Genomic DNA, 25,265 nt, shown 5'->3' with positions numbered 1-25,265 from the left:
GTCTTACGGTCCGTGGTTGGCCTCGATCTCTTCCCAGGCGCGGTTGATGGAAACGAGGCGGCTTTGCGCCAGCTTCACCGCCTCTTGCGGCACGCCGCGCGCGATCATCTGGTCGGGATGGGTGTCGAGCACCAGCCTGCGCCAGATCTTGCGGATTTCGGGCAGCGGCATCGCTGGATCGACACCAAGCACGGTATAGGGGTCGGGGGCTGCATCGGGCACGTTGCGCGCGCGCAGGGCGGCGAATTCGCGCGGCGGCATTCCGAAGATCTCGGACACCCGTTCAAGGAAGGCGTCTTCGGCGGGGTGATATTCGCCATCGGCCACGGCGATATGAAACAACCCATCCATCAGGTCGCCCAGAACCGCGCTGTCGGTCTCGAACATGCTGGCGATCTTGCGGGCATATTCCTCGAATCCCGCCACGTCTTCGCGCGCGAGGTTGAAAACACGGGCCGCCGACTTTTCATCCGCCTGCGGGATCGAAAAGACCTCGCGGAAGGCGGTCACCTCGTTTCGGGACACAACACCATCGGCCTTGGCCATCTTGGCGCCAAGGGCAATTACGGCAATGGCAAAGCCGACGCGCCGCTCGGGCGGCTCGCGCAGCTTGTCGAACATCGCGCCCAGACCCTCGCCAGCGGCAAGGGCAGACAGCGCGTCACTGATACGGGTCCACACAGACATGGGCGCTTCATAGCCCGAAAAGGCCCCGTTTGTCAGAGGACTTTTTGCATCAGCACCAGATCGAGCCAACGGTCGAATTTCCAGCCGACCTGCGGCAAGCGCCCGACATGGGCAAAGCCGAGCGCGGTATGAAAGGCGATGGCGCCCGTGTTCTCCCCGGAAATCCCGGCGATGAGGCTATGGACACTTTTGCTACGGGCGTGGGTTTCGAGCGCGTCCATCAGCCTCCGTCCAACGCCCGACCCGCGCGCCGTGGCGCAGACGTGGATCGAGTGTTCCATGGTGCGGGCATATCCCGGCCCGCTGCGAAACGGGGAGCAAGTGGCAAAGCCGGTGACCTGCCCGCCGGTTTCGGCCACCAGAAAGGCTTGGCTGGCGATGGCCTCGGCAAGCCCTTGGAGGCTTTTCTCGGCGGTTGTGAAGGTGACCGTGGTGTCGCGGATCACCGGGTTCCAGATCGCCGCGATGGCCGCCGCGTCTTGTGGCCGGGCCGGGCGGATCACAGGCGCACCGTGCCCTTCGGACCGGTCAGGTCAATCTCAAGGGCCGGTGTCGGTCCTTGCGCGATCGTCAACCGGTCCTCGGCGATCAGCGGCCCAAGGGCCATGCGAAGCGCCTCTGCCTCGGGGTGGGTCAGGTGCAGGGCAGTCAACCGCACACCTCGATCAGGCAGGCGCGGCGCGGGGTGGGCGTCGCCCTGCCACTCGATCAAGGCGGGAAACGCGTTGTCGAAGGGCAGTTTGCCATCCGTGGGCACCGCCATCCGCCAGCGCAGGTCACCGCGTTCGAGATCCCACGGCACGCCTGTGCCCGCCGGAGCAGCGGCCAAGGCGGAGGTCAGGTCCGGGCAGCGGCAAATCCAGTTTGAAACGCGGGGGGCGCCTGCGAAATTGTCGATATCGAACCAGCGGGGTTGATCCGGGCCGGGCGCATCGGGATTGATCGCGATAACCTCCAGGTATTCCTCGGGTCCGAGCGAGAGCAGCTTGTTGTGGGTGCCCATGGCCGGATGCTCGCCCCCCGGTGCCAGCGGCACCCCGAGGGCGGCTTCGACATGGGCCACGCCCGCTGCCAGCCTGTCGCAGGAAATCGCCAGATGGTCGAATGTCAGCATGGGTGCCTCCGGTCACGCTCTATGGTAAGCGGCATCAAACCCGCCCGCGCGACCGGGCGCAAGAGCGAGGCCCGCGATGGATTTGACCGAACAGAAAGCCGCCCTGCGCAAAGCCGCCTTCGCCGCTCGGGCCGAGGCGTTTGGCATCGCCTCGGTGGCTGATGCCAACGCCGCGCTGTTGCAGGAAATCGGCCCGGTCAAGGGCAGGGTGATCTCGGCCTATATGGCGATGCGGACCGAGTTGGACCCATCCACCGCGATGACCGAACTGGCGCAATCGAACCGCATTTGCGTGCCGGTGATCGCGGGCAAGGGGCTGCCGCTGACCTTTCGCGAATGGACACCGGGCTGCGAAATGGCCGATGGCCCCTTCGGTGCCCGCGTGCCCGCAACCGGCGACTGGCTGGAGCCCGAGATCCTGATTGCGCCGCTCGTGGCATTTGACGCCGATTGCAATCGCTTGGGCTATGGCGGCGGCTTCTATGATCGGACGTTGGAACGCCTGCGCGGCCTGCGGCCGACCCGCGCGATTGGCTTTGCCTATGCGGCGCAGCGCCTCGATGGTCTGGTTGTGGAACCCACCGATCAACGGTTGGATGCCGTCGTGACAGAAACGGGCATCCACCGCCCTCTTGCCGCGCCCGCCTGAACACCCTAAGCCTTTGGCCATGAGGCTTCTATTTCTTGGTGACGTGATGGGGCGTGCGGGGCGCGCCGCCATTTCGGAGACCCTGCCCAAGCTGCGGCAGGACTGGCGGCTCGATTTCGTGGTGGTGAATGGCGAAAACGCCACGTCCGGCCATGGATTGTCGCAATCTCATGCGCAGACACTGCTGGAGGCCGGGGTCGATTGCCTGACCCTGGGCGATCATGCCTTCGATCAGCGCGACATGCTGCAATATATCGAGAAAGAGCCACGGATCATCCGCCCGATCAATTACGCCAAATCCGCCCCCGGCCGAGGGTTCCAGTTGTTCGAGGCCAAGGGCGGGCGCAAGGTCCTGGTCGCTCAGGCGCTTGGGCAGGTGTTCATGAAACGGCCCTTCTCGGACCCGTTCTCGGCGTTGGAGGCGGTTTTGCGCGCGCACCCGCTCGGCGGTATCGCCTCGGCTGTCATCGTCGATATCCATTGCGAGGCCACGTCCGAGAAAATGGCGACGGGGCATTTCTGCGATGGCCGCGCCAGCCTTGTGGTGGGCACCCATACCCATGTTCCCACGGGCGATGCGCAGATCCTGCCGGGGGGCACCGCCTACCTGACCGATGCTGGCATGACCGGCGACTATGACAGCGTGATCGGCATGGAAAAGACCGAGCCACTGCGCCGTTTCATCACCGGGATGCAAAAGGACCGGTTCACCCCAGCCAACGGCGCGGCCACGCTGTCGGGCGTCTTCGTCGAGACCGACAACAAGACCGGCAAGGCGCTGAATGTTGCGCCCGTCCGGATCGGCGGACGCTTGCAGCAGACGGGGCCGGATGGCGCGCTCTGAAAAGCGGGTTCTGGTCGGATTGCTGCTCTTTTGCGGCATGGGCTGGGGCCTGACCATTCCGATGGGCAAGATCGCGGTCAGCGAAGGCTACCGCCATGTGGGTATCATCTTCTGGCAGTTCACCCTTGGTGCGGTGGTGCTGGCGCTGGTCAACTGGCGAATGGGGCGGGGGGTGCCGCTAAATCGCAGGGCGCTCGGGTTCTACCTGGTCATCGCGCTGATCGGCACCCTTTTGCCCAATGTGGCCAGCTACACCGCCGCTGTTCACCTTCCCGCCGGGATCATAGCGCTTTTGATCGCGATGGTGCCGATGATCTCCTTTCCTATTGCGCTGGCGGTCGGCAATGACCGGTTCTCGCTGGCACGGCTTTTGGGACTGGGGTTGGGAATGCTGGCGATTGTCCTGATTGCCGCCCCGGACAGCAGCCTGCCGGACCCCGCGATGTTGTTGTGGCTGCCGGTCGGGCTGATCGCCCCGACGTTCTACGCCATCGAAGGCAATTTCGTTGCCTCGCGCCAGCCCGGTGATCTGGATGCCGTTCAGGTGTTGCTGGGCGCTTCTCTGATCGGGGCGCCGATCGCGCTGATCGCGGCTTTGGCGACCGGTGAATGGATTTCCCCCCTGCCGCCATGGGGCGCGCCGGACCTGGCCATCGTCGTTTCGGCGGCGCTCCATGCTCTTGTCTATGCCGGCTATGTCTGGCTGGTCGGACGGGGCGGGGCGGTCTTTGCGGCGCAGGTCAGCTACCTTGTGACCGGGTTCGCGGTGGTCTGGTCGCGCCTGCTGTTGGGCGAGCGATATTCGCTCTGGGTCTGGGCGGCCTTCGCGTTGCTTTTCGCGGGGCTCTTCCTCGTGCAGCCGAGACCAAAACAGCCACTGGACGTGACGGGGGCACATGGGGAACATGACCCCTGACCAAATGAGACAGGATCATGAATGATCGCAAAGCTTTTTCCCCCGTGGGGGTGGGCCACCTTCGCTCTGGCTTCGGCGCTCATCCCGGTCGTCTGGCTGCGTTGAGGCGGCGCGCATGAGCGATTACGGCAAGGGCCTGTTGATCACGCTGTCGGGTGTTCTGATCCTGTCGCCGGACGTGCTGCTGATCCGGCTGGCGGATGTGCCGGAATGGACGCTGATGTTCTGGCGTGGGCTTGGCATGGCAGTGATGATCTCGCTCTGGCTGATGGCCACGCGCGGGCGGGATGCCCTCGGGCTGATGCGCGCCGTTGGTCTGCCGGGCGTGGCGATCGGGGCGAGCTACACGCTCGGCAATGTCAGCTTCCTTTACTCGGTCAACCACACGCTCGCCGCCAATACGCTGTTCATTCTGGCGACGATGCCGGTCTTTTCGGCGCTGATTGCCCGGTTCGTGATGGGGCAGCGGGTGCCACGGCGCACCCTGCTGACCATAGCGGCGGTCCTGATCGGGATCGCCCTGATTGCGCGCGGTAGCGCCGGGGGGGGTGCCGGCAGCCTGACCGGAGACCTCGCGGCCATGGTGACGGCGGTCTCTTGGGCCGTGATTTTTGCGATTGCCGAACAGCGAAAGGCGTTGTCGATGGTTCCTGCGATGGCGATTGCGGGCGCGTTCGCGGCGGTCGTGGCGGTGGTTCTTGCGCCCGGCCTGACGGTTCCCGGCGCCTCGGTCCCCGCCGTGGCCTTGATCGCGGTGATCGTCGTCCCCGGCGCGGCGGCGCTGCTCAGCCTTGGGCCGCGCTACCTGCCGCCGGCGGATGTTGCGCTGATCATGCTGCTGGAGGCCGTCTTCGGCCCGCTCTTCGTTTGGTGGGGGGTGGGCGAGGTGCCCGGTGGCTGGACCTTGGCGGGCGGCTCGGTGGTGCTGGGGGCCTTGGCGCTCAACAACCTTGCGGGGCTGTGGGGGCAGCGAAGACGGCGCCCTGTCGGCGGGGCGTGATCTGCTTAAAGCGGCCAGACCACCAGAATGGTCGGGATCGAAACGGTGATCACGATGATCTCCAATGGCAGCCCCATGCGCCAGTAATCGCCGAATCCATAGCCGCCGGGGCCAAGGATCAGCGTGTTGTTCTTGTGGCCGATCGGGGTCAGGAACGCCGCCGAGGCCGCAACCGCGACCGCCATCAGGAACGGGTCGGGATTAACGTCAAGCGTTTGAGCCATCTGGATTCCCACGGGCGCGGCCACGATTGCCGTCGCGGTGTTGTTGAGCACATCGCTCAGCGTCATGGTCACCACCATCAAGACGGTCAAAGTTCCCCATGCGGGCCAGCCTGCTGTCAGCGTCACCAGCCCATTGGCCAGCAATTCGGTCCCACCAGAGGATTGCAGCGCCGCGCCGAGTGGAATCATCGAGCCGAGCAGGACCACCACCGGCCATTCGATATGGGTATAGACCTCGGACAACGGCAGGATCTTGAACAGGACATAGGCCACCACCACCAGCCCGAGCGCGACCGGCAGATAGAGCACCCCAAAGGCCGCCGCCGCGACCGCCGCCGCGAAAAACCCGATGGCGGCCCATGTCTTGCTGTCGCGCGTCACGGCCAGCCCCCGGTCGGCCAGTGCCAGGCCGCCGAGCCAGTCAACCACGTCTTCGGTCGTGTCCGACGGGGTCAGCAGCAGCAGAATGTCGCCCGGTTCGATTACCGTCTGGCGCAGGCGTTTGGCGATCCGGGTGCCCTTGCGAGAGATCCCCATCAGCACCGTGCGCTTGCGCCAGCCAAGCCCGATGGCCTGCGATGAGCGCCCGGCGATGCGGCTGCCCTCGGGCACAACCATTTCGACAAGGCGCACACCTTCGCCTACGGCATCTTCGATGGCATGACCCTCGGGGGCGAAATCGAGGCTCGATGCACTGCGGAATTCGTCGAGCGCATCGGGCGCCGCTTCAAGGATAAGGATGTCGCCTGCCTTCAGGTCCAGATTGCGCCCGATGCCAAAGCGCCGCTGGCCGTCTCGCATCACGCCCAGAATGGCCACGTCCGACGCCTCAGCCGGGTCCAGCAGGTCGCGCAGGCGGGTGCCCACCAGCTTGTTGTTCTCGGGGATTGTCAGTTCCGCAATATAGGGGGCGAGGTCGCCCATCGGGTCTTTGCCGACCCCGGAGTCGCGCGTAGGGATCAGGCGCCAGCCGACCAACGCCACGAAGATCAGGCCAGCGATGGCAGCGATACCGCCAACGGGGGCGAAGTCGAACATGCCGAACGGCGCGCCGAGCGCATCCTGCCGAATGGACGCGATGATGATATTGGGCGGTGTGCCGATGAGCGTGGCCATGCCGCCAAGGATGGTGGCAAAGGACAGCGGCATCAGCGACAGGCCCGGCACGCGGCCCGCCTTGCGCGCGGTGGCGATGTCGACCGGCATCAGCAGGGCAAGGGCCGCGACATTGTTCATGAAGGCCGAAAGCACACCGCCGACGCCGCCCATGATGGTGATATGGGCACCGAGGGAGCGGGTGCTGTCCACCAGCGTCCGCGTGATCAGAAACACAGCACCCGACCGCACCAGACCGGCCGAGACCACCAGCACAAGCGCCACCACCAACGTGGCGGGATGGCCGAACCCGGCAAAGGCATCGTGCGACGGCACCAGCCCCAGCACCACGCCCGCCATCAGGGCACCGAAGGCGACAAGATCATAGCGGAACCGGCCCCACAGCAGCAGGCCGAACACGGTTCCAAACAGGGTGAAAAGCAGGATCTGGTCTGTGGTCATGACGCGAGGCTATCGCGCCATGACGCCGCCGTCACCTGTCAGATGAACTCTGCCGTGGGACCGGGGCGGGCATTGGCCACGGCCAATGCGTCGCACAGGTCGATCGACTTGTCGAACAGGGCGCGCCCGATGACCGCCCCCGAGATATGGGGCACGTATTTCAGGCGGGCGATGTCGTCGAGGCTGCGCGACAGACCGCGGGCGATGACCGGGGCGCGGGCCCCGTCGGCGAGCCCACTGATGACGCCGAGCGAACCGTCGCTCTCTTCGATATCCGAATCGATGTCGGTGATCAGGATCGCGGCCAGCGGATCTTCATCGAAGGCGGCAATGAAATCGGCTGGGGTGATCGCGGCGGTCGACCGCCAGCCATCGCTCATCAACCCGCCCTTGTAGACATCGACGGCGATCACGATCTGGTCGGGGAAGCGCTTGGCGGCCTGCTTCACGAGATCGGGGTTTTGCACGGCGAGCGAGCTGACCACGATCCGTCCGGCGCCCATGTCAATCCAGTTGGCAATGGCTTCGAGGCTGCGGAACCCGCCGCCGAGCTGGACCGGAATACCGCATTGCAGGATGATATCCTTGACGATTTCGGCGGTGCCGTCATTGCCGGCAACCCAGTCGAAATTGGTCAAATGCAGCCATTCGGCCCCATCTTCGGCATAGCTCTTGGCCTTGGCGACCGGATCGACATGCCAGATCTGGGGGTCATCCAGACGGCCCCGGCGCAGGCTCACGCAGTGGCCATTTTGCAGTTCGATAGTGGGGTATATCATCATGGGTCAGGTTCTCCCGGGGTTTCCCCGGTTACATAGCCGAGTCGCGCGTCCACGCAGTGGCCCGAAAACGGCATTCAGCCTGTGCAACGCGTCGCCAAAGGCCGCTTGCGCCCCGTGGGGGCAGTGCAGTAGAACCGCGCCGATCAAGTATTGCAGGAGAGGCGAGATGGCAGGCCATTCAAAATGGGCGAACATCCAGCACCGGAAGGGCCGTCAGGATGCGGCGCGGTCCAAGCTGTTTTCCAAGCTGGCCAAGGAAATCACCGTGGCCGCCAAGATGGGCGACCCCGACCCGGACAAGAACCCGAGGTTGCGCCTTGCGGTGAAGGAAGCCAAATCGCAGTCGGTGCCCAAGGACGTGATCCAGCGCGCCATCGACAAATCGCAGGCTGCGGGCGGCGATGATTACGAGGAAATCCGTTACGAGGGCTATGGCCCCGGCGGCGTGGCCGTGATCGTCGAGGCGATGACCGACAACCGCAACCGCACGGCGTCGACCGTGCGCTCGACCTTCGGCAAACACGGCGGAAACCTTGGGGAAACCGGGTCTGTTTCGTTCATGTTCGAGCGCAAGGGCGAGATCGTCTACCCGGCCTCGATCGGTGATGAAGACACGGTGATGGAGGCCGCGATCGAAGCTGGCGCCGAGAACGTCGAGTCGACCGAGGACCAGCACATCATCACCTGTGCCGACACCGATCTGAACGAGGTTTCAACCGCGCTGGAAGAGGCCTTGGGCGAGTCCGAGACCGCCAAGCTGATCTGGCAGCCGACGACCACGACCGATCTGGATCTGGACGGGGCGCAAAAGCTGATGAAGCTGATCGAGGTGCTGGAAGACGACGAAGACGTGCAGCGCGTCACCGCCAATTTCGAGATTTCGGACGAGGTGATGGAGCAGCTCGCGGGCTGAAAATCGGCCCGTCGTCCCCCGTACACCCCCTGTGCACCCCCCGTACACCGGGCGTGCATACGGAATCGCAAAAGCCCCGGCACCGCGTCGGGGCTTTTTGCCGTTTAGAGCGGGGCGAAGGTTGGGTGACTCGGTTTGGATGGTGTGGCATGTTCCAAGGAGCCGCCAAGATCTCCTGTTGGGTCCAAACCAAAGTGATGGATGATTTGCCGGCGCGATTGCTTGCGCGGGGTTATCGACTGGGCTAGTGGACGAATTGGAAACAATCGCAGATTGGAACCCCTCCATGCCTTCCCAACCTCTCCGAACGGAGAAAACGCAGTTCGTGATGGAGAGCCGCCGCGCATGGTCGATTTTGACGATTGTCTGGGCGGCGTTTTCGATGGTTTTGCTGGCGCCGGGCAATCTTGTGATCACATCGCATTGGGCCGATGCACTGCATCTAGTCGATATTCTCGACCGGATGTCGCAAGGACAGCGGCCGCATCTCGATTTTGTGACGCCACTCGGCGAATTGGCGTTTTCTCCCATCTCGGATTTGATGGCCGCAGGGGTGCCCACAGGGCAGGCCTTTCTCGTCGTGCAGATCTTGATGGCCGGGGGGCTTGCGGCTGCCGGTTTGGCGATCGCGGTCAAACGGATGCCTTGGGTCTGGGCGCTTGCGTTCGCTTGTGCGGTCATGGTCATCACGCTCGCCCTTGTCCACGGGCGTCCCGAATTCAGCCTGTCGATAAATGTTCATTACAACCGCTGGTGCTGGGCGCTGAGCTTTGTTGCGCTTCTGGCTGCCCTGCTTCAACCGGATAAGCCTGCGCTCTGGGAAGCTGTCTTCATCGGCGTGGCCTTGGCCGGACTTGCACTGATCAAGATCACGTATTTCGTCGCCTTCCTGCCCTTGGCTGTGTTGGGCCTGCTCGTGACTCGTCAGACCAGGGTCGTGATCATCGCCCTTGCGACCGGTTTGACGATAGCGATCCTACTGACCGTTCTTTGGGGCATGGATTATTGGTTGGCCTACCTGGACGATCTGCTTTACATCGCCCGGTCCGACGCGCGGCCATATGCGGGCGGCGGGGTTCTGCGCATGGTCACCAGTGCGCAAATGCTGGCTCCTGCGGTTTTGACCGCTATCGCCGCGTATCTTTTGGTCCGTGACGGGGCGCAGCGTAAAGGTCTTCTGCTTGTGTGCACCTTTCTGGCAGGGGCCTATGTCAGCGACCAGAATGCTGGCTTTGATCCTCTGTTTCTGGGCTTTGAGGCCCTGCTTTTGCTGGTGTGGGCCCCGAAGCTGACGGATTTCCGACGCTTTGGCTTGACGGTGATCAGCCTTGGCCTTGCGGTGGCCGTGGCGCCGAATTTCTTCAATCTTGCGACCAGCCCTGTGCGCGCGGCGCTGGCTGATCGGTCGGGCTTTGTTCCGCTGGTGATTGGAAGCTCTCACCATCAGGATGTATTGTTGGAACGCGGCGCGGCCCTGTCCGGCGGTCAGTACTTCGTGGTTGACGATGGACAGAGAGAGTTCTTCGGGCAGCGGCCAGCGGGTCCGGTCGAGTTCTTGAACGAAGCGTTGCCGGACTGCCAGAGTATGGTCAGCCCCCGATATTTCGCTTCGATCGCCGCTGATCTTGAGGAGCGCGATCTGGCGCAGGGGCAGGCGATCTTTGTCGCCGACTATTTGAGCCCGCTTTGGCTGTTTGGGGATTTCCCGCCGCTGGTGGGAGCCGCCCCTTGGAGCTATGGTGGATTGAACGGGATTGAGAATGCCGATTTCGTCCTTTTCCCGGTGTGCCCCAACCGGGTTTCAGTAAATCGCAGTATCCTGCGTGAACTTGCAGAAGTGCCGATGACAGAGGTCCTGCGCACACCGCTCTACCGACTGTATGCGCTTTAGGGCCTGAACCCTAGACTGCTCGCATTTGAGTTTTTTTGGCGCGTCCCGTCCGGCTGCCAGCGCCCGGATCAGGTCGAGCCAGAGTGAGAAACCGCGTGTCATGGTCATTCCGCCGGGGTTTGGGGCTGGGAGGGGGCTTGGTCTTGCGCGGCGGGCGCAACCCGCGCGCGGATCGCCTGCCAGCTTTCGACGAAGGGGTGGAGCAGGGCGGCGCGCAGGGTCGGGTGCGGTTGTGCGATCATGGTGCCGTCCGCGTCGGCCACGCCATAGGTCAGATCTTCGTAGCTTTCCGGGATGTAGAGCGAGCCGAACATCCAGTCCCACAGCGCAAAGATCGAACCGTAGTTCTTGTTGTGGTGCTTGCGCGCGGCGGAATGGTGGATCTGGTGCTGCGCGGGCGAGATCAGGATATGTTCCATCACGCGGCCATAGCTCAGCCAGATATGGCTGTGGCGCAGGTTCGAGCCGAGCGCGTTGAACGCCACGTAAAACACGTTGGCGCCGCCGACCGCAACGAGGCTGACATCACCCATCAGGGCATAGAGCGTCAGGCCCTGGGCCATGCCGACCATGACACTGGTCAGGATGTTGCGGATGAAGATTTCGACCGGGTGGACGCGGGCCACTGTGACCGGGGTCAGAACATCTGCCGAATGGTGCACCGCGTGGAAGGGCCACAGGGACGGCCATTCATGGTGAATGCGGTGGGTCCAGTATTTGGCGAAATCACTGACGATGACGACGATGAAGGTCAGGGCCAGCGCGCGGCCCGGCGTGACCGGCGGCGGGGTGTAGTCGCCGCCTGCCAACGTCGCGATGGTGACCAATGCATGATAGGCGATGAAGGGGGTGAACAGCAGGACGCCGAAGATACCCGCCACGCCGAGCATTTGATTGGTGAGGAAAAGCTTCACGTCCACGTAGGTGGAGCGGTGCCGATAAACCGAGCGGGGCAGCAGCCATGACCAGAACGGTTGGGACCGGTCGCGGACCAGCCAGATCACGAAGGCGATCGCGACGGTGGGGGCCAGATAATACAGTGCGAAGCGGATGGCGGGATCGAACGGTGCCCGCAGCACGTTCGCCAGATAGGTGGCCAGAGTGTCCATGGTGTTATGCCTTGCCCGGTTTTTTGTTACCGTGACGTTAGGCGGCAAAAGGGGCGGAAACTGGGCGTCAATCGGATGATACGGGGCCGATTGTTCACGAATTCTGCAAAAGATGCGCCGCTGCCTGATGGCGCAGGGCCCGCGTCAGGGGGGCAAGGGCCAGGGCGATCTGGCGCGCCACCTGCCATGTCAGCGGCGTCGATTGGGTCTGGCCCGGTGCCAGATCGACCAGATGTCCCGCGGCCAGATCGGCCTCGACCAGGGCGCGCGGGTTCATGCCCCAGCCAAGGCCGAGCCGCGCGGCGGTCACGAAATCGTGGCTCGACGGCAGGAAATGGGTGGGCAGCGCGATGCGCCGCCCGAGCAGGCGCTCGGCCCATGCCGCTTGCAACGTGTCCTTGCGGTTGAAAGTAAGGCAGGGCGCGTGTGACAGGGCCTCGGCGGTCAGGCCATCGGCAAACCAGCGGGCGCGGAAGGCTGGCGAGCAGGTGGCGACATAGGGCAGCGCCCCAAGCGCGGTGGCATCGCAACCGGGGATCGGTGCACCATGAGAAGTGATCGCGCCCGAGACCTCGCCGCGTTTGAGCCAATCCGCCGAATGGTCCTGATCGTCGAGGGTCAGCTCGAAGAGAAAGCCCTGACCCTCGGTGAGGGCGGGCAACACCCATGTGGCAAGGCTGTCGGCATTGACGGCGAGGCGCAGGGGGCGGTCGGCCTCGCCCGGCAGCGCCCCCAGATCGCGGGCAAGCGTCTGTTCCAGCAACCCGACCTCTTCAGCGTGGCGCATCAGGCGGGCGCCTGTTGGTGTGGCCATACAGGGCCGGGCGCGGGTGACGAGGATGCTGCCGACCCGATCCTCCAACCTCTTGATGCGCAGGGAAACGGCAGGCTGGGTCAGGCCAAGCGCCGTGGCCGCCGCGTCGAAAGAGCCGGTGCGCAAGACCGAAGCGAGGGCGGCAAGGGCGTCGTAGTCGAATTTCATAAGAATGAATTATGACGACAAAGAAATAGTAAATCGACCTTATTTTCCGCAGCAGGTAATGCGGAGGGGATCTATCGGAGGCCGCCACCATGTTTCATGCCGTCTATGCCGGGTTCAGCCTTGGCTTGAGCCTGATCCTTGCCATCGGGGCACAGAATGCCTTTGTCCTGCGGCAAGGGCTGCGCCGCGTGCATGTTTTGCCGGTGGTGCTGGTCTGCGCGGTGTCGGACGCAGTGTTGGTCACGGTGGGGGTGTCCAGCTTTTCCATCATTGCCGGACTACTGCCATGGATCGCCCCGGCGTTACGCTATGGCGGGGCGGCGTTCCTGATCTGGTACGGCGCGCGGAGTGTCCTGTCGGCGTGGCGGGGCGGAGACGTGTTGCGTGCCGCCGATACCGGCGAGGGCAGCCTGCGGGCGGCCGTGCTGACCTGCCTGGCGCTGACATGGCTCAACCCGCATGTCTATCTCGATACGGTGATGCTGATTGGCACGGTCTCGACCCAGTATGGCGCTGGTGCGGTCTGGTTCGGGGCGGGGGCTGTCGCGGCGAGCTTCGTGTTCTTCTTCGCGCTTGGCTATGGGGCCCGGCTGCTGGCGCCGGTCTTTGCGCGGCCAAGGGCGTGGCAGGTGCTGGACGTGGTGATCGCGGGCGTCATGTGGGCGATTGCGGCAAAACTGATCGTGATGGGCTGAAAAATGGCGCCTGGATGTGATCTTGGATCGGGTTTTGTCGATCTGGTCCGGACGGACGGGCTGCGGTTTTGCCCCGCTGCGCGGCGTGGTCGTGACGTTGCCCGCCCGGTGCGCGTCTATCGCCTTGCTCCTCGTCACGCTTTCCGGTTGAGTGCTTCACATGGCAACCACTTCCTCTTCTGCTGAGTCGATCCCGGCCAATCGTCCCGTTGCGGGCGTGCTTTGGATGCTGCTGACCGGCGCGTGTTTCGTGGCGGTCACGGCGACGGTAAAGGTGGTGGGCCCCGGTGTGCCGCCCGCGCAATCGGCGTTCCTGCGTTACTTGCTGGGGTTGGTTTTCGTCATCCCGATGATCCGCCCGATCCTGCGGGCCAAGGTTTCGCCGCGTGGCTGGCGGCTGTTCGCGCTGCGGGGCGTGGCGCATACGGTCGGGGTGATCTTGTGGTTCTACGCGATGACCCAGATCCCGATCGCCGAGGTCACGGCGATGAACTATCTCAACCCGATCTACGTGACGATCATGGCGGCGCTGTTTCTGGGCGAGCGGATGGCCGCGCGCCGGATCATGGCCATCGTGGTGGCCTTTCTCGGGGCGCTGATCATTCTGCGGCCCGGATTTCGAGAAGTGACGTCAGGCCACTACGCGATGCTGGTGACGGCGGCGGTGTTCGCGGTCGGCTATCTGGTGGCCAAGATCATGGCCGACGAAACCTCGCCCGCCGTGGTCGTGGGGATGCTGTCGTTGACCGTGACCATCGGCCTTGCGCCCTTTGCGTGGTGGGTCTGGGTGCCGGTCAGCTTCGAGCAATTGGCATGGCTGTTCCTGGTGTCGGTATTTGCGACGGCGGGGCATTTTTCCATGACCATGGCGTTCAAGGCGGCGCCGTTGACGGTGACGCAACCGGTGACCTTCCTGCAACTGGTCTGGGCGACGCTGCTTGGCGCGATCGTCTTTCACGAACCCGCCGATCTCTACGTGATCCTCGGGGGGGCGATGATCATCGCGTCGATCAGCTATATCACCCTGCGAGAGGCAATGTTGCGTCGGCGTCAGATCACGCCGGCTGTCGGGCAGACCAAACTCTGACCGCTCCATTCGGTTAATGCCGCCGGATTGGGCAGCAGGGCCGCGCAACGCCTAGCGAAAATTCAACTGGCAACGCTGCAACGCGGCAAATCGCGGGGCGCGCTTGATCCTCGATCCCCGGTCCCGTCCTGCTTGGGCAATGGAGGATTGCCAGTGACTATGGACGCGATCTTGTTCGGGGGGATCGGAGCGGTTTCGGAATGCGCCGATCTCGACCGGACTGCATGGAATTCGGCCTTTCGGGCCCATGGGCTTGAATGGACGTGGAGCTGGGACACGTATCAGCGACTGGTCTCGACCCGCGACGCGCGATCCCCGGTGGCGCGCCATGCTGCGCATCTTGGGGAATCGGTGGCTGTCGAGGCAGTGGAACGTACGCAATCGCGGCTTTTTGCCGCGATGCTGGCCGAGGGGCTGCCGTTGCGGCCCGGTGTGGCGCAGGTGGTCCGGTGGGCGGCCACGCGGGGCATGAAGCTGGGGTTGATCAGCCGGTCGGCGGCGGACCCGGTGCGCGCGATGTTGAAGGCCACGGCGCGGGCGCGCGGCGGTGTCGGGTTCGACGTGGCGATCCTGCGCGATGACCTGACCCATTTTCCACCCCATCCGCAGGCCTATCAAATGGCCATCGACCAGATCGGCGTGGCCCCCGCCGCAACGTTGGCGGTGGTCGACAGCGCAGCCGCGTTGCAGGCCGCCGAGGCGGCGGGGGTGCACACGCTCGGCTTTCCCGGCGCGCTGGCGCGGCACAAGGGCATGGGCGTGCCCGGACGTGGCGGCGAGGTGGCGATTCTGTCGCCCGACGAGATCGAGGCCGCATGGCGGCGCAGCGTCCGGCACGCAGCGGAATAACATCGGAAATTCCGGCGGCGGGGCCGTGCGTTTGACCTCTGTCAAAGTGGGGCAGGGGCGCGGGCTGCTATGCCTGTGACAATCGCAGGACACAGAACAAGAGGAACGCGACATGTCCCATACACCCCATGAACTGGCCGAGGAATTTCCTGAACAAATCGACGCCATCCACGCGTTGAAAACCGGCAATGCCCATTTCGCGAAACTGGTGGATGAATACCACGACGTGAACCGCGCCGTGCATCGCGCCGAAACCGGGGTGGAGCCGGTCGAGGAACTGGCCGAGGTCGATATGCGCAAGACCCGGATGCGCCTGAAAGACGAGATTGCCGCGATGCTGGCCGAAGCCTGATCGCAGCAAGACCCCAAGGGGGGGACGGCGCGGCCGGTGGCGATTGCCCCGGCCGCGTTGCCGTTTCAGGCCGCGTTGTCGCCTTCGACGTTGGCTTGGAAATTCTCGAAGAATTGGTCGGCCATCTTGCGGGCAAACCCGTCGATCAGCCGCGATCCCAGTTGCGCCAGCTTGCCGCCGACCTTGGCGTCGACATCGTAAAACAGCTCGGTGCCGCCCTCGACCTCTTCCAGACGCACATTGGCCACGCCCTTGGCAAAGCCCGCAACGCCGCCCTTGCCTTCGCCGGTGATGGTGTAGCTTTCGCGGGCGACAACGTTCGACAGGGTGACGTCGCCCTTGAAGGTGGCCTTCACCGGGCCGACCTTTTGCTTGACGATGGCCGAGAAGCCCTCTTCCGGCGAGCCGGTCAATTCCTCACAGCCGGGAATGCATTCCTTCAGAACCTCGGCCGAATTCAGGGCCGCCCATATCGTGGCCCGATCCGCCGCAATCACGCGGCTTGAATGCATTTCCATGGTGAACCTCCCGCAAACGTTTCCTGACCAAAGTGTATCGGGATTGCACCGGCCGCCGTCAACGCCCGATCTCGTAGGGCAGGGTGCCGCGATGGTGCGGGTCGATGCGCAATTGGCGTTCCAGCGGTGGAACCGAGCGTTGGTGGCAATGGGCGCGCTCGCAGATGCGGCAGGAAATGCCAATGGGCTGGTAGGCGGCATCGTTGCCGAGGTCGAGGTCATCGGCATAGACGACCGCTTCGGCGTGCTGCACCTCGCAGCCCAGCCCGATGGCGAAGCGCCGCGTCGGCGCGTGGAACGAGCCCCCTGATTTCGACACGTCGCGGGCAAGGCAGAAATACCGCACGCCGTCCGGGGTTTCGGCCAGCTGGCGCAGGAAGCGGCCCGGCGTTTCAAACGCCTGATGCACGTTCCACAGCGGGCAGGCACCGCCGAAGCGCGCGAATTGCAGCCGCGTGGCACTGTGGCGCTTGGTGATGGTGCCCGCCTGATCGACGCGGACGAAGAAAAAGGGCACGCCCTTGGCGCCGGGGCGCTGCATGGTGGACAGCCGGTGCGCCACCTGCTCGACCGAGGCGCCGAAGCGGATCGAAAGCTCTTCAAGGTCGTGGCGGGTCTCGGACGCGGCTTCCAGAAACCGGGTGTAGGGCATCAGCACCGCGCCTGCGTAGTAATTGGCCATGCCGATCTTGGCGATGGCGCGCGCGGTGTCTGTCTGGAAGCGGGCAAGGTCGAGCGTCGCCTCCAACAGCCGATCCTGCGCCAGCAGCGCGTATTGGTGCAACAGTTGAAAGCGCTGCGTTTCCGGCGCGGTGCGCGGCGACAGGGTCAGTTCCTTGCGCCCGGTGTCGTAGCGGCGGATGCCTTCGCCGTCGGCATAGCGGATCGCCACGCCCTCATCCTCGAAGCTGGCGCGGATATGGGCATCAAGATCGCTGCCGGCCTTGTCGGCAAAGCGTTCGGCGGCATGGTCCACCGCGTCGATGTAGTTGTCGCAATAGTGGAAGAAGTCGCGCACCTCTTCCCATGGCGAGGCCGCCACCCGGCCCGCGTCACGCCCAAGTGCCTCGTCCAGCGAGGCAAGGCGTTCATGGGTCTGGCGATAGGCGCGGTGCAGGTGCAGGAACGCGCGCGCCAGCGCCGGGGCATTGGACGCGGTCAGGCGCAGGTCGGGCAGGGGCGGGGCGGCGTCGGTGAAGACCGGGTCGGCCAGCGCCTCTCGCATATCCGAGACGAGGCGTTCGGTGTCGCCCGAGGACAGTTCGGACAGGTCAAAGCCGAATTCCTGCACCAGCGCCAGCAACACGGTCGACGACAGCGGCCGGTTATTGTTTTCCATCTGGTTGAGATAGGGCAGCGAAATGCCGAGCTTGGCGGCGAAATCCTTTTGGGTCAGCGCCAGCCGCCCGCGCAATTCGCGCAGCTTTGCCCCGGCATAGAGTTTCTGAATTGCCATGACCCGGCCTTTGCAGCTTTGCTTTTCGCCAGCGTAGGCTTTGCAAAGACCAGAGGCAATACGCCCGCGTCAGGCCCCGACGACGAAGCGCTCGCGCCGGATGGTGTAGACGATCGCTACCAGCGACATGGCCGAGCTGGACAGCATGATGACGATCAGGGGCAGGGCGTGGGGGCTGCCGGTCAGCCACGACCCCGCCAGGTCGGCCAGTGCCGCGCCCCCGGCCAGCATCACCGCGCCCCCCACGCCCGAAGCCGACCCCGCCAGATGCGGCCGCACCGAGAGCATGCCGGAATTGCCGTTGGGCATGGTCATGCCGTTGCCAAGCCCGACCAGCGTGATCGAACCGAAAAACAACAGGGCGGAGTCGAACCCGAGGAAATGGAAGACGAAGGGGATGGCGACCCCAGCGGTGGAGATCGAGGTGCCATAGAGGATCATGGTGTTGATCCCCAGCCGTGTCGACAGCCGGGCCGAGACGAAATTGCCGACGAAATAGCCAAGCGCCGGGGCGCCGAAATAGTAGCCGACCTGCGATTCCGTCAGGCCGTAGATCTCGGACCCGACATAGGGTGCACCGCCGAGGAACGCGAAAAACGCGCCCGAGGCAAAGGTCGTCGCGCCGCAATACCCCCAGAACCGGCGCGAGGTGAACAGCTCGGGGTATTCGCGTACCTGGTCGCGGAAGCGCCCGGTCGAGACCGGAGCGGTTTCGCCCAGATCGAACCACGTGAGGGCCAGCACCACGACGCCGGTGACCAGAAGCAGCACGAAATTGGCCTGCCAGCCAAAGGTCTCGCCCAGAACGCCACCAATGGCGGGGCCGATCATCGGCACCAGCGCCATGCCCATCGTGACATAGCCGATCATCGCCGCAGCCTGGTTCGCGGGCACCATGTCACGCACCACGGCGCGGCCAAGCACCAGCCCGGCAACGACCACCGCCTGCGCGATCCGGAAACCAAGGAAGATTTCCGCAGTGGGTGCCAGCAGGCAACCGACGGTGGCCAGCGAGAACAGCAGGAAGCTGCCCAACAGGACCGGACGCCGCCCGAACTTGTCGGAAATCGGACCGATGCCCAGTTGCAGGATTGCATTCACCATCAGGTAGAGCGTGACCGAGCGCTGCATCAGCGCGTAATCGACCTCGAAATGCTCGGCCATCTGCGGCAGGCTCGGCAGAAAGATGTTCATCGACATCGCGCCAAGACTGGTCGCCGCGATCAGGGTCGAGATATGCGGGGGCGTGGACCGGTCGAGATACCGGGCAGGGGGTTTTGCGGTCATGACGATACTTAATGCCGCAAGTTTCCCTTTGTCCATGTGCGTCGGCGCACAGAATCCCCGATGCTTTGCTAATTTGCAATTGCAACTTCTGTAAAGCGAAGGACTTTGCAAATATTCCGGATTCTTCTGGCATTGCCTCGCGCAGCCGTTAGGGTGTCCGCAGAATTCGCACCGCGCCCGATGGCGTGGCACGGGAGGAAGGGGACCCATGAAAGACATCCTGCAGGAACTGGAGCATCGCCGCGAAGAGGCCCGCATGGGCGGTGGCGAGAAACGGATCGACAGCCAGCATGCGAAGGGCAAGCTGACGGCCCGCGAGCGGATCGACCTGCTGCTGGATGAGGGGTCTTTCGAAGAATTCGACATGTTCAAGACCCATCGCTGCACCGATTTCGGCATGGCGGCCTCCAAGCCGCGCGGTGACGGGGTGGTCACAGGCTGGGGCACGGTGAACGGCCGCATGGTCTATGTCTTCAGTCAGGATTTCACGGTATTCGGCGGCTCGCTGTCGGAAACCCATGCCGAGAAGATCTGCAAGATCATGGATATGGCGGTGCAGAACGGCGCCCCCGTGATTGGCATCAACGACTCGGGCGGGGCGCGCATTCAGGAAGGCGTCGCCTCGCTGGCGGGCTATGCCGAGGTGTTCCAGCGCAACATCATGGCGAGCGGTGTCGTGCCGCAGATTTCTGTCATCATGGGCCCCTGCGCCGGTGGTGCGGTCTATTCGCCGGCGATGACCGACTTCATCTTCATGGTGAAAGACAGCTCTTACATGTTCGTGACCGGCCCCGACGTGGTCAAGACGGTGACGAACGAGCATGTGACCGCCGAGGAACTGGGCGGGGCCTCGACCCATACCAAGAAATCCTCGGTCGCCGATGGCGCGTTCGACGATGACGTGGAAGCGATGGCCGAAGTGCGCCGCCTCGTCGACTTCCTGCCGCTGAACAACCGCGAAAAACCCCCCGTCCGGCCGTTCTTTGACGATCCGGGCCGGATCGAGGACAGCCTCGATACGCTGATCCCCGACAACGCCAACAGCCCCTATGACATGAAAGAGCTGATCCTGAAGGTCGCGGACGAGGGCGATTTTTACGAGATCCAGGAAGATTTCGCCAAGAACATCCTGACCGGCTTCATCCGGCTGGAAGGGTCCACCGTGGGCGTGGTGGCGAACCAGCCGATGGTGCTGGCGGGCTGTCTGGATATTGACAGTTCCCGCAAGGCGGCGCGGTTCGTTCGGTTCTGCGATGCGTTTGAAATTCCGATCCTGACGCTTGTCGATGTGCCCGGCTTCCTGCCGGGGACCAGCCAGGAATATGGCGGGGTCATCAAGCACGGAGCCAAGCTGCTGTTTGCCTATGGTGAGGCGACGGTGCCGAAAGTGACGGTGATCACCCGCAAGGCTTATGGCGGCGCTTATGACGTGATGAGTTCCAAGCACATCCGGGGCGATTTCAACTATGCGTGGCCGACGGCGGAAATCGCGGTGATGGGGGCCAAGGGCGCGACCGAGATCATCCACCGCGGCGACCTGGGCGATGCCGGGAAGATCGCGGCCCATACAGCCGATTACGAAGACCGGTTCGCCAACCCTTTCGTCGCGGCCGAGCGTGGCTTCATCGACGAGGTGATCCAGCCCCGGTCCACCCGCCGCCGCGTTTGCCGGGCCTTTGCCTCGCTGCGGGGCAAGCGGCTACAGAATCCGTGGAAGAAGCACGATAACATTCCCCTTTGAGCTTCTTTCCCGGCCAGCCCCCGTCCCATACCTCTTCAGGTCAGTGGGGCGGGGGAAACCCAAGGATACCCAAACGATGTGCCAGACACAGATTGTCATATGGATCGGAGCGTGCCGCGCATGAGCGCGCGCCGCTGGCATATCCTGCGCGATGGCGCGTCTCTCACACTGGCGCGGCGCCTGCCGCCGCGTTTCGATATCGGTGTGATGGCCGAGTTTCCCAAGATGGGAAAGCTGCGCCTTGCGCAACAGGTCCGTCAGGACATGTGGCGCGCTTTGAAGGACGTGCGCGGCTTTTCCCCCGTGGTTCATGTTGAGGAGCGGGACCATGGGCTGAGGCTGCGTGCGGGCGGGCGGGTCGAGGGCCCCGCCCCCCGCGCGGGCCTCGAAACCCGGATCGCGGCTGTGCTGTCCTGTCCCATGAACCGCGCCCGATGGGCGGCCCATGCCGGGGCACGGACATGAGGCGCGCGCTGTTGATATTCGCCGTGGCCGCGCTGGCAGGGTGCCGGGACGACGGCGCGACCATGACCTTGCCCGGCGGGCTGGAGGTCGAGCGCGCGGGCACGCTGTTGGAGGAACAGCCCGGTGGCGAAACCTGGATGATCCTTCAGGTGCTGGCCCCCGGTCTGGCCGGGCAACGGATCACGGCGGCGGACATGGCCGAGGATACCGTCCTGCTCTGCACCGAATGGGGCTTGCCCGCCGCGCAGGAACAGGTGACATCGCCCGACCAGATCGTCGTGCAGATCATGAGCGAGATGGTGGAACGCGGCACGCCCGCCCCTGACGTCACGCAGGTTTTCGCCGGATACCGCCTTCAGGACGGCGCCTGCATCTGGGAGGATTTCTGATGATATCGCCTTGTCTTTCGCCCCTCGCCCCCGTTTGCCGGTTCATCGGGGGGGCAGGCGCATGATCAAGCATCGTGGTTTCCCCAGCCGTATGCCGGGCACCGACTACCAGTTCACCATTCGCCGCGACAACAAGAACGGACCGACGCCGCTGGTTGCCCGCGAACGCTTTGCCGACCGTCGCCCCGCCGACCGGCGCGCGGACGCCGCCTTTGTCGAGGCGCTGTGGCTGTTCTTCGGGGAAGATCCCTTCGCGCGCGGCAACCTTGATGCCGGACGCCTGTCATGGCTGTTTGGCCGAGAGGTGATCGCCGTCGACGATCCCTTCGATCCGTCCGATTACGAGGCCCTGTTGCGCCTGGACGTGCCCCGCGCGCGGGCCTCGTTCCCCGAGGCGTTCGATGGATCTGGCATCTGGGAAGAGGGGTCGGCATGAACCTGCCTACGCTGCCCGGAATTGCGCAGTTTTGCGCCCATATATTCGCCGGACTCTATCAGTGCTTTCCCGGCAGCGCAGCCCGTGCAAACGTCAGCTTGCCGACCCAAGTCCCCAGCTTCAACCGGGTCGGTGGTAATGTGACGTGTTACCCTTCCCCTTCAGAGCGGCCCGTCGGCAATGACGGCGGGCCGTCTTTTTTACAGGGTGACGCACGCCACGCAAAAAAAGAACGGGAAGAGGCACGAGTAAGATGCGAATTTTCAGAATTGTTGCGGTTTGCGCCATTGCGGGCAGCCTGTCGGGCTGTTTCGCCACGACTGACCTTGACCGCGCGGCGGTTGGCGCCGCTGTCGGCGGTGTCGGTGCAGCCGCCGTGGGCGGCAGTGTTGCAACCGGTGTCATCGGCGGCGCCGCTGTTGGCGCGCTCTGCGACGAAGTGTTCAGGGCCTGCCGCTGAACTGAGGCATAACGGCTGCGCTTCGGCGCAGACCGCATCCGTAGTGACCGGACCATCAGGGGCTGACAGCCCCCGGTGGTCTTTTTTCGTTTTCACGCCCGCCGCGACGGCCCCGGCGTAAGAGGAGGACAAGGGACCCATGTTCAACAAGATCCTGATCGCGAACCGGGGCGAAATCGCCTGCCGCGTCATGAAAACCGCCCGCAAGATGGGGATTCCCACCGTCGCGATCTATTCAGACGCGGACAAGCACGCGCTGCATGTGCAGATGGCGGATGAGGCCATCCATATCGGCCCGCCCCCGGCCAACCAGTCCTATATCGTCATCGACAAGGTGATGGAGGCCATTCGCGCCTCGGGCGCGAAGGCTGTGCATCCGGGCTATGGGTTCCTGTCCGAAAACGCCAAATTCGCCGAGGCGTTGGCCGCCGAGGGCGTGGCCTTCGTTGGCCCGCCCGTCGGTGCCATCGAAGCCATGGGCGACAAGATCACCTCGAAAAAGATCGCCCAAGAGGCCGAGGTCAGCACGGTTCCGGGCTATATGGGCCTGATCGAGGATGCCGACGAAGCGGTAAAGATCTCGAACCAGATCGGTTATCCCGTGATGATCAAGGCCAGTGCCGGCGGCGGCGGCAAGGGGATGCGGATCGCGTGGACCGACGAGGAAGCGCGCGAAGGTTTCCAATCCTCCAAGAACGAGGCCGCCAGCAGCTTTGGCGATGACCGGATCTTCATCGAAAAATTCGTCACGCAGCCGCGCCACATCGAAATCCAGGTGCTTTGCGACCAGCATGGCAACGGCGTATATCTGGGCGAACGCGAATGCTCGATCCAGCGCCGCAACCAGAAGGTGGTGGAAGAGGCGCCGTCGCCCTTCCTCGACGAAGAAACACGCCGCGCCATGGGCGAACAGGCCGTCGCGCTGGCCAAGGCCGTGGGCTATGCCAGCGCGGGCACCGTGGAATTCATCGTCGATGGCGAAAAGAACTTCTACTTCCTGGAAATGAACACCCGCCTTCAGGTGGAACATCCGGTGACCGAACTGATCACCGGCGTGGACCTTGTGGAACAGATGATCCGCGTCGCCGCTGGCGAGCCGCTCAGCATCACGCAAGACGATGTGAAGCTGACCGGGTGGGCCATCGAGAACCGCCTCTACGCGGAAGATCCCTATCGCAATTTCCTGCCGTCGATCGGGCGGCTGACCCGCTATCGCCCGCCGCTGGAAATCGCTGCCGGGCCGCTTTTGGCCAATGGCAAATGGCAGGGCGACGCCCCCGCCGGAGAGATCGCCGTGCGCAACGATACCGGCGTGTTCGAAGGTGGCGAAATCAGCATGTATTACGACCCGATGATCGCCAAACTCTGCACATGGGCGCCGACCCGCGCCGAGGCCATCGAGGCGATGCGCAACGCGCTCGACGCGTTCGAGGTGGAAGGCATTGGCCACAACCTGCCCTTCCTTGCAGCCGTGATGGACCACCCCCGGTTCACCTCCGGCAACATAACCACGGCTTTCATCGCCGAGGAATACCCTGACGGGTTCGCAGGCGTGACGCCGGACCAGAAAACGGTCGAGCGGCTTGCCGCCGTGGCCGCCCACTTGAAGATCCTGAAGGAAGAGCGCGCGGCGCAGATTTCGGGTGCGATGGCCAACCACAAACGCCGTGTCGATCCCGATTGGGTGGCCTTCATCGGCAAAGAGGCGGTCCCGGTGCATGTGGAACATGCCGATGGCGGCACCGATGTGCGGCTGGCGGATGGCACCACGCTGCGGGTGGTGTCGGACTGGACGCTTGGCGACACCGTATTCAGCGGCACCGTGGGCGGCGCGCCGATGATCGTGAAGACCGAGTTCATTCGCGGCGGTGCGCGTCTGCGCTATCGCGGGGCGGATCTGAAGGTGGTCGTGCGCACGCCGCGCCAAGCCGAACTGGCCGCGCTGATGCCGGAAAAACTGCCGCCCGACACGTCCAAGCTGTTGTTGTGCCCAATGCCTGGCCTGATCGTGAAGGTCGACGTGGAGGTGGGGCAAGAGGTGCAGGAGGGCCAGGCGCTCTGCACGGTCGAGGCGATGAAGATGGAGAACATCCTGCGCGCCGAGCGCAAGGGCGTGGTCGCCAAGGTCAATGCCGGCCCCGGCGACAGCCTGGCGGTGGACGACGTGATCATGGAGTTCGAATAAGGCGATGACCTGCGCGGCCCGGATATGTTTGGCTTTCCGCCAGCGGCGCAGTTCGGGCCGGGCGACCCGGCCCCCGCAGGGTTACTGCGACTGGCCGATCTCTTCGATCCGCATCGGCAAATTGTCGATGGCACGGGTGATTTCGCGCACGTCCCACGGGTTGGGCTTGCGGAACGCGACCTGCCCGTCGCGTTGCAGCAGAACCAGCGAAAAGCCGCGCGGGCGCAAATGCTGCCTGATAGCGCTGTTTCCGTCGGGGTTGGAGTCGAAGATCACCACCACGTCCCGCTCGATCAGCGGGCCGGGGCGGGCCAGCAGCAGGTCGAGCTGTTCCTGGAAGCGCGGGTCGCGCGGGGTGTCGGCAAAGACGACCAGCGGGCGAGAGGCCCACAAATGCTCGTCCAGCGTGGTTTCGGCCGCGTCGATGATCATAAGCGTCGGGGGGGCGTCTTCGGCCTCTTCCGTCAGCGTGGGGGGAACGTCCTGCGCCAGCGCCAGCCCGGGCAGGGCGATCGCGACGGCGAGGATCAGGGATAGGGCTGCGCGCATGGAACCTCCGTTTGTCAAAGATATAGGCGGGGTCTGCGCGAAAGCGAAGAGGGATGATTGCGCGGGGCACCCCCCGCGTCGGGACGCCGCGCGGGCGGGGGCCACCGGCCACACCGCGCAGAGCGAAG

Annotated in this window: 27 protein-coding genes; 16 read left to right on the top strand and 11 right to left on the bottom strand. The window is 64.3% G+C overall.

The genetic code is table 11. The features are described from left to right. Nucleotides 1–3: 3 nt before the first annotated feature. From BKY27_RS02085 to BKY27_RS02075, 3 genes are read right to left on the bottom strand one after another with little or no spacing between them, the layout of a single operon-like run. Nucleotides 4–687 carry a molecular chaperone DjiA gene (locus BKY27_RS02085; protein WP_071672776.1) on the bottom strand — a complete coding sequence of 228 codons (684 nt, stop codon included), beginning with the start codon at nt 685–687 and terminating at the stop codon, nt 4–6. A 32-nt stretch (nt 688–719) separates the two neighbouring features. Then, the gene (locus BKY27_RS02080; protein WP_071672775.1) at nt 720–1,190 is read right to left on the bottom strand and encodes a GNAT family N-acetyltransferase; all 471 of its coding nucleotides are present in this window, start codon (nt 1,188–1,190) and stop codon (nt 720–722) included. Next, the gene (locus BKY27_RS02075; protein ID WP_071672774.1) at nt 1,187–1,801 is read right to left on the bottom strand and encodes a VOC family protein; all 615 of its coding nucleotides are present in this window, start codon (nt 1,799–1,801) and stop codon (nt 1,187–1,189) included. Before BKY27_RS02075 ends, BKY27_RS02080 begins: the two co-directional genes overlap by 4 nt. A 76-nt stretch (nt 1,802–1,877) precedes the next feature. On the opposite strand from BKY27_RS02075, the gene BKY27_RS02070 reads away from it, so the two are divergent. The 4 genes from BKY27_RS02070 to BKY27_RS02055 all read left to right on the top strand — a co-directional run bounded on the left by BKY27_RS02070 (nt 1,878) and on the right by BKY27_RS02055 (nt 5,210). After that, entirely contained in the window at nt 1,878–2,450 is a 573-nt protein-coding gene (locus BKY27_RS02070; RefSeq protein WP_071672773.1) for a 5-formyltetrahydrofolate cyclo-ligase, read from the top strand. Between the two features lie 19 nt (nt 2,451–2,469). After that, nucleotides 2,470–3,294, top strand: a complete 825-nt coding sequence (locus BKY27_RS02065) for a TIGR00282 family metallophosphoesterase (protein ID WP_071672772.1) — start codon at nt 2,470–2,472, stop codon at nt 3,292–3,294. Then, a complete protein-coding gene (locus tag BKY27_RS02060) occupies nt 3,281–4,210 on the top strand; it encodes a DMT family transporter (RefSeq protein WP_071672771.1) in 930 nt (309 codons plus the stop codon). The genes BKY27_RS02065 and BKY27_RS02060 overlap by 14 nt, the downstream gene beginning before the upstream one ends. Before the next feature lie 115 nt (nt 4,211–4,325). After that, nucleotides 4,326–5,210: a DMT family transporter gene (locus BKY27_RS02055; protein WP_071672770.1), complete on the top strand. Its 885-nt coding sequence runs from the start codon at nt 4,326–4,328 to the stop codon at nt 5,208–5,210. 5 nt (nt 5,211–5,215) lie between these two features. Here BKY27_RS02055 and BKY27_RS02050 read toward each other — a convergent pair whose 3' ends face one another. Next, complete coding sequence (locus BKY27_RS02050; protein WP_071672769.1) at nt 5,216–6,991, bottom strand: SLC13 family permease; 1,776 nt, start codon at nt 6,989–6,991, stop codon at nt 5,216–5,218. A gap of 38 nt (nt 6,992–7,029) precedes the next feature. Further along, nucleotides 7,030–7,773, bottom strand: coding sequence for a 1-(5-phosphoribosyl)-5-[(5-phosphoribosylamino)methylideneamino]imidazole-4-carboxamide isomerase (locus BKY27_RS02045; RefSeq protein WP_071672768.1), 744 nt, complete (start codon nt 7,771–7,773; stop codon nt 7,030–7,032). A gap of 166 nt (nt 7,774–7,939) precedes the next feature. Between BKY27_RS02045 and BKY27_RS02040 the strand changes: the two genes are divergently transcribed. Both BKY27_RS02040 and BKY27_RS02035 read left to right on the top strand, forming a co-directional pair. Next, nucleotides 7,940–8,686: a YebC/PmpR family DNA-binding transcriptional regulator gene (locus tag BKY27_RS02040; RefSeq protein ID WP_071672767.1), complete on the top strand. Its 747-nt coding sequence runs from the start codon at nt 7,940–7,942 to the stop codon at nt 8,684–8,686. A gap of 247 nt (nt 8,687–8,933) precedes the next feature. Further along, complete coding sequence (locus tag BKY27_RS02035) at nt 8,934–10,577, top strand: hypothetical protein (protein WP_146636147.1); 1,644 nt, start codon at nt 8,934–8,936, stop codon at nt 10,575–10,577. Between the two features lie 104 nt (nt 10,578–10,681). Here BKY27_RS02035 and BKY27_RS02030 read toward each other — a convergent pair whose 3' ends face one another. Together BKY27_RS02030 and BKY27_RS02025 are read right to left on the bottom strand one after the other, a co-directional pair. Next, nucleotides 10,682–11,686 carry a sterol desaturase family protein gene (locus BKY27_RS02030; protein WP_071672765.1) on the bottom strand — a complete coding sequence of 335 codons (1,005 nt, stop codon included), beginning with the start codon at nt 11,684–11,686 and terminating at the stop codon, nt 10,682–10,684. Nucleotides 11,687–11,780: 94 nt separating this feature from the next. Then, nucleotides 11,781–12,668 (bottom strand): LysR family transcriptional regulator ArgP, encoded by an 888-nt coding sequence (locus tag BKY27_RS02025; RefSeq protein WP_071672764.1) that lies wholly within the window; start codon nt 12,666–12,668, stop codon nt 11,781–11,783. 89 nt (nt 12,669–12,757) lie between these two features. Between BKY27_RS02025 and BKY27_RS02020 the strand changes: the two genes are divergently transcribed. The 4 genes from BKY27_RS02020 (at nt 12,758) to BKY27_RS02005 (ending at nt 15,651) form a co-directional block, all read left to right on the top strand. After that, entirely contained in the window at nt 12,758–13,363 is a 606-nt protein-coding gene (locus tag BKY27_RS02020; protein ID WP_071672763.1) for a LysE/ArgO family amino acid transporter, read from the top strand. 160 nt (nt 13,364–13,523) lie between these two features. Next, on the top strand, nt 13,524–14,450 hold the full coding sequence (locus BKY27_RS02015) for a DMT family transporter (protein WP_071672762.1): 927 nt from the start codon (nt 13,524–13,526) through the stop codon (nt 14,448–14,450). A gap of 159 nt (nt 14,451–14,609) precedes the next feature. Continuing rightward, nucleotides 14,610–15,299 (top strand): HAD family hydrolase, encoded by a 690-nt coding sequence (locus BKY27_RS02010; protein ID WP_071672761.1) that lies wholly within the window; start codon nt 14,610–14,612, stop codon nt 15,297–15,299. Between the two features lie 112 nt (nt 15,300–15,411). Further along, the gene (locus tag BKY27_RS02005; protein ID WP_071672760.1) at nt 15,412–15,651 is read left to right on the top strand and encodes a YdcH family protein; all 240 of its coding nucleotides are present in this window, start codon (nt 15,412–15,414) and stop codon (nt 15,649–15,651) included. Nucleotides 15,652–15,716: 65 nt separating this feature from the next. On the opposite strand, the gene BKY27_RS02000 is transcribed toward BKY27_RS02005, so the two are convergent. From BKY27_RS02000 to BKY27_RS01990, 3 genes are all read right to left on the bottom strand, one after another. Then, nucleotides 15,717–16,169 carry a CoxG family protein gene (locus BKY27_RS02000; protein WP_071672759.1) on the bottom strand — a complete coding sequence of 151 codons (453 nt, stop codon included), beginning with the start codon at nt 16,167–16,169 and terminating at the stop codon, nt 15,717–15,719. 58 nt (nt 16,170–16,227) lie between these two features. Continuing rightward, nucleotides 16,228–17,625, bottom strand: a complete 1,398-nt coding sequence (locus BKY27_RS01995) for a helix-turn-helix domain-containing protein (protein WP_071672758.1) — start codon at nt 17,623–17,625, stop codon at nt 16,228–16,230. 69 nt (nt 17,626–17,694) lie between these two features. Next, nucleotides 17,695–18,912, bottom strand: a complete 1,218-nt coding sequence (locus tag BKY27_RS01990) for a multidrug effflux MFS transporter (RefSeq protein ID WP_071672757.1) — start codon at nt 18,910–18,912, stop codon at nt 17,695–17,697. Nucleotides 18,913–19,120: 208 nt separating this feature from the next. On the opposite strand from BKY27_RS01990, the gene BKY27_RS01985 reads away from it, so the two are divergent. From BKY27_RS01985 to BKY27_RS01960, 6 genes are all read left to right on the top strand, one after another. Next, a complete protein-coding gene (locus BKY27_RS01985; protein ID WP_071672756.1) occupies nt 19,121–20,653 on the top strand; it encodes an acyl-CoA carboxylase subunit beta in 1,533 nt (510 codons plus the stop codon). Between the two features lie 120 nt (nt 20,654–20,773). Next, nucleotides 20,774–21,118 (top strand): hypothetical protein, encoded by a 345-nt coding sequence (locus tag BKY27_RS01980; protein ID WP_071672937.1) that lies wholly within the window; start codon nt 20,774–20,776, stop codon nt 21,116–21,118. Beyond that, nucleotides 21,115–21,507, top strand: coding sequence for a DUF6497 family protein (locus tag BKY27_RS01975; RefSeq protein ID WP_071672755.1), 393 nt, complete (start codon nt 21,115–21,117; stop codon nt 21,505–21,507). Before BKY27_RS01980 ends, BKY27_RS01975 begins: the two co-directional genes overlap by 4 nt. A 61-nt stretch (nt 21,508–21,568) precedes the next feature. Beyond that, a complete protein-coding gene (locus BKY27_RS01970) occupies nt 21,569–21,943 on the top strand; it encodes a hypothetical protein (protein ID WP_071672754.1) in 375 nt (124 codons plus the stop codon). A 253-nt stretch (nt 21,944–22,196) separates the two neighbouring features. Beyond that, nucleotides 22,197–22,403: a hypothetical protein gene (locus BKY27_RS01965; protein ID WP_071672753.1), complete on the top strand. Its 207-nt coding sequence runs from the start codon at nt 22,197–22,199 to the stop codon at nt 22,401–22,403. Between the two features lie 139 nt (nt 22,404–22,542). Then, nucleotides 22,543–24,588, top strand: coding sequence for an acetyl-CoA carboxylase biotin carboxylase subunit (locus tag BKY27_RS01960; protein WP_071672752.1), 2,046 nt, complete (start codon nt 22,543–22,545; stop codon nt 24,586–24,588). Between the two features lie 81 nt (nt 24,589–24,669). Here BKY27_RS01960 and BKY27_RS01955 read toward each other — a convergent pair whose 3' ends face one another. Further along, a complete protein-coding gene (locus BKY27_RS01955) occupies nt 24,670–25,137 on the bottom strand; it encodes a DUF4174 domain-containing protein (RefSeq protein ID WP_071672751.1) in 468 nt (155 codons plus the stop codon). Between the last annotated feature and the right edge of the window lie 128 nt (nt 25,138–25,265).

The organism is Nioella nitratireducens (assembly GCF_001879715.1).
Lineage (GTDB): Bacteria > Pseudomonadota > Alphaproteobacteria > Rhodobacterales > Rhodobacteraceae > Nioella > Nioella nitratireducens.
Note: the sequence above shows the minus strand (reverse complement) of the source record. Positions and strands in the feature narration are given on the sequence as shown.

Bases quoted from the DNA above. Each gene is read 5' to 3' on its own strand.
- BKY27_RS02030 (WP_071672765.1), bottom strand. From the start codon at position 11,686: ATGGACACTCTGGCCACCTATCTGGCGAACGTGCTGCGGGCACCGTTC.
- BKY27_RS02015 (WP_071672762.1), top strand. From the start codon at position 13,524: ATGGCAACCACTTCCTCTTCTGCTGAGTCGATCCCGGCCAATCGTCCC.
- BKY27_RS02000 (WP_071672759.1), bottom strand. From the start codon at position 16,169: ATGGAAATGCATTCAAGCCGCGTGATTGCGGCGGATCGGGCCACGATA.
- BKY27_RS02060 (WP_071672771.1), top strand. From the start codon at position 3,281: ATGGCGCGCTCTGAAAAGCGGGTTCTGGTCGGATTGCTGCTCTTTTGC.
- BKY27_RS01965 (WP_071672753.1), top strand. From the start codon at position 22,197: ATGCGAATTTTCAGAATTGTTGCGGTTTGCGCCATTGCGGGCAGCCTG.
- BKY27_RS02020 (WP_071672763.1), top strand. From the start codon at position 12,758: ATGTTTCATGCCGTCTATGCCGGGTTCAGCCTTGGCTTGAGCCTGATC.
- BKY27_RS02050 (WP_071672769.1), bottom strand. From the start codon at position 6,991: ATGACCACAGACCAGATCCTGCTTTTCACCCTGTTTGGAACCGTGTTC.
- BKY27_RS01960 (WP_071672752.1), top strand. From the start codon at position 22,543: ATGTTCAACAAGATCCTGATCGCGAACCGGGGCGAAATCGCCTGCCGC.
- BKY27_RS02025 (WP_071672764.1), bottom strand. From the start codon at position 12,668: ATGAAATTCGACTACGACGCCCTTGCCGCCCTCGCTTCGGTCTTGCGC.
- BKY27_RS02085 (WP_071672776.1), bottom strand. From the start codon at position 687: ATGTCTGTGTGGACCCGTATCAGTGACGCGCTGTCTGCCCTTGCCGCT.
- BKY27_RS01980 (WP_071672937.1), top strand. From the start codon at position 20,774: ATGAGCGCGCGCCGCTGGCATATCCTGCGCGATGGCGCGTCTCTCACA.
- BKY27_RS02070 (WP_071672773.1), top strand. From the start codon at position 1,878: ATGGATTTGACCGAACAGAAAGCCGCCCTGCGCAAAGCCGCCTTCGCC.
- BKY27_RS01985 (WP_071672756.1), top strand. From the start codon at position 19,121: ATGAAAGACATCCTGCAGGAACTGGAGCATCGCCGCGAAGAGGCCCGC.
- BKY27_RS01955 (WP_071672751.1), bottom strand. From the start codon at position 25,137: ATGCGCGCAGCCCTATCCCTGATCCTCGCCGTCGCGATCGCCCTGCCC.
- BKY27_RS02005 (WP_071672760.1), top strand. From the start codon at position 15,412: ATGTCCCATACACCCCATGAACTGGCCGAGGAATTTCCTGAACAAATC.
- BKY27_RS02045 (WP_071672768.1), bottom strand. From the start codon at position 7,773: ATGATGATATACCCCACTATCGAACTGCAAAATGGCCACTGCGTGAGC.
- BKY27_RS01990 (WP_071672757.1), bottom strand. From the start codon at position 18,912: ATGACCGCAAAACCCCCTGCCCGGTATCTCGACCGGTCCACGCCCCCG.
- BKY27_RS01995 (WP_071672758.1), bottom strand. From the start codon at position 17,625: ATGGCAATTCAGAAACTCTATGCCGGGGCAAAGCTGCGCGAATTGCGC.
- BKY27_RS02040 (WP_071672767.1), top strand. From the start codon at position 7,940: ATGGCAGGCCATTCAAAATGGGCGAACATCCAGCACCGGAAGGGCCGT.
- BKY27_RS02055 (WP_071672770.1), top strand. From the start codon at position 4,326: ATGAGCGATTACGGCAAGGGCCTGTTGATCACGCTGTCGGGTGTTCTG.
- BKY27_RS02010 (WP_071672761.1), top strand. From the start codon at position 14,610: ATGGACGCGATCTTGTTCGGGGGGATCGGAGCGGTTTCGGAATGCGCC.
- BKY27_RS01975 (WP_071672755.1), top strand. From the start codon at position 21,115: ATGAGGCGCGCGCTGTTGATATTCGCCGTGGCCGCGCTGGCAGGGTGC.
- BKY27_RS01970 (WP_071672754.1), top strand. From the start codon at position 21,569: ATGATCAAGCATCGTGGTTTCCCCAGCCGTATGCCGGGCACCGACTAC.
- BKY27_RS02075 (WP_071672774.1), bottom strand. From the start codon at position 1,801: ATGCTGACATTCGACCATCTGGCGATTTCCTGCGACAGGCTGGCAGCG.
- BKY27_RS02065 (WP_071672772.1), top strand. From the start codon at position 2,470: ATGAGGCTTCTATTTCTTGGTGACGTGATGGGGCGTGCGGGGCGCGCC.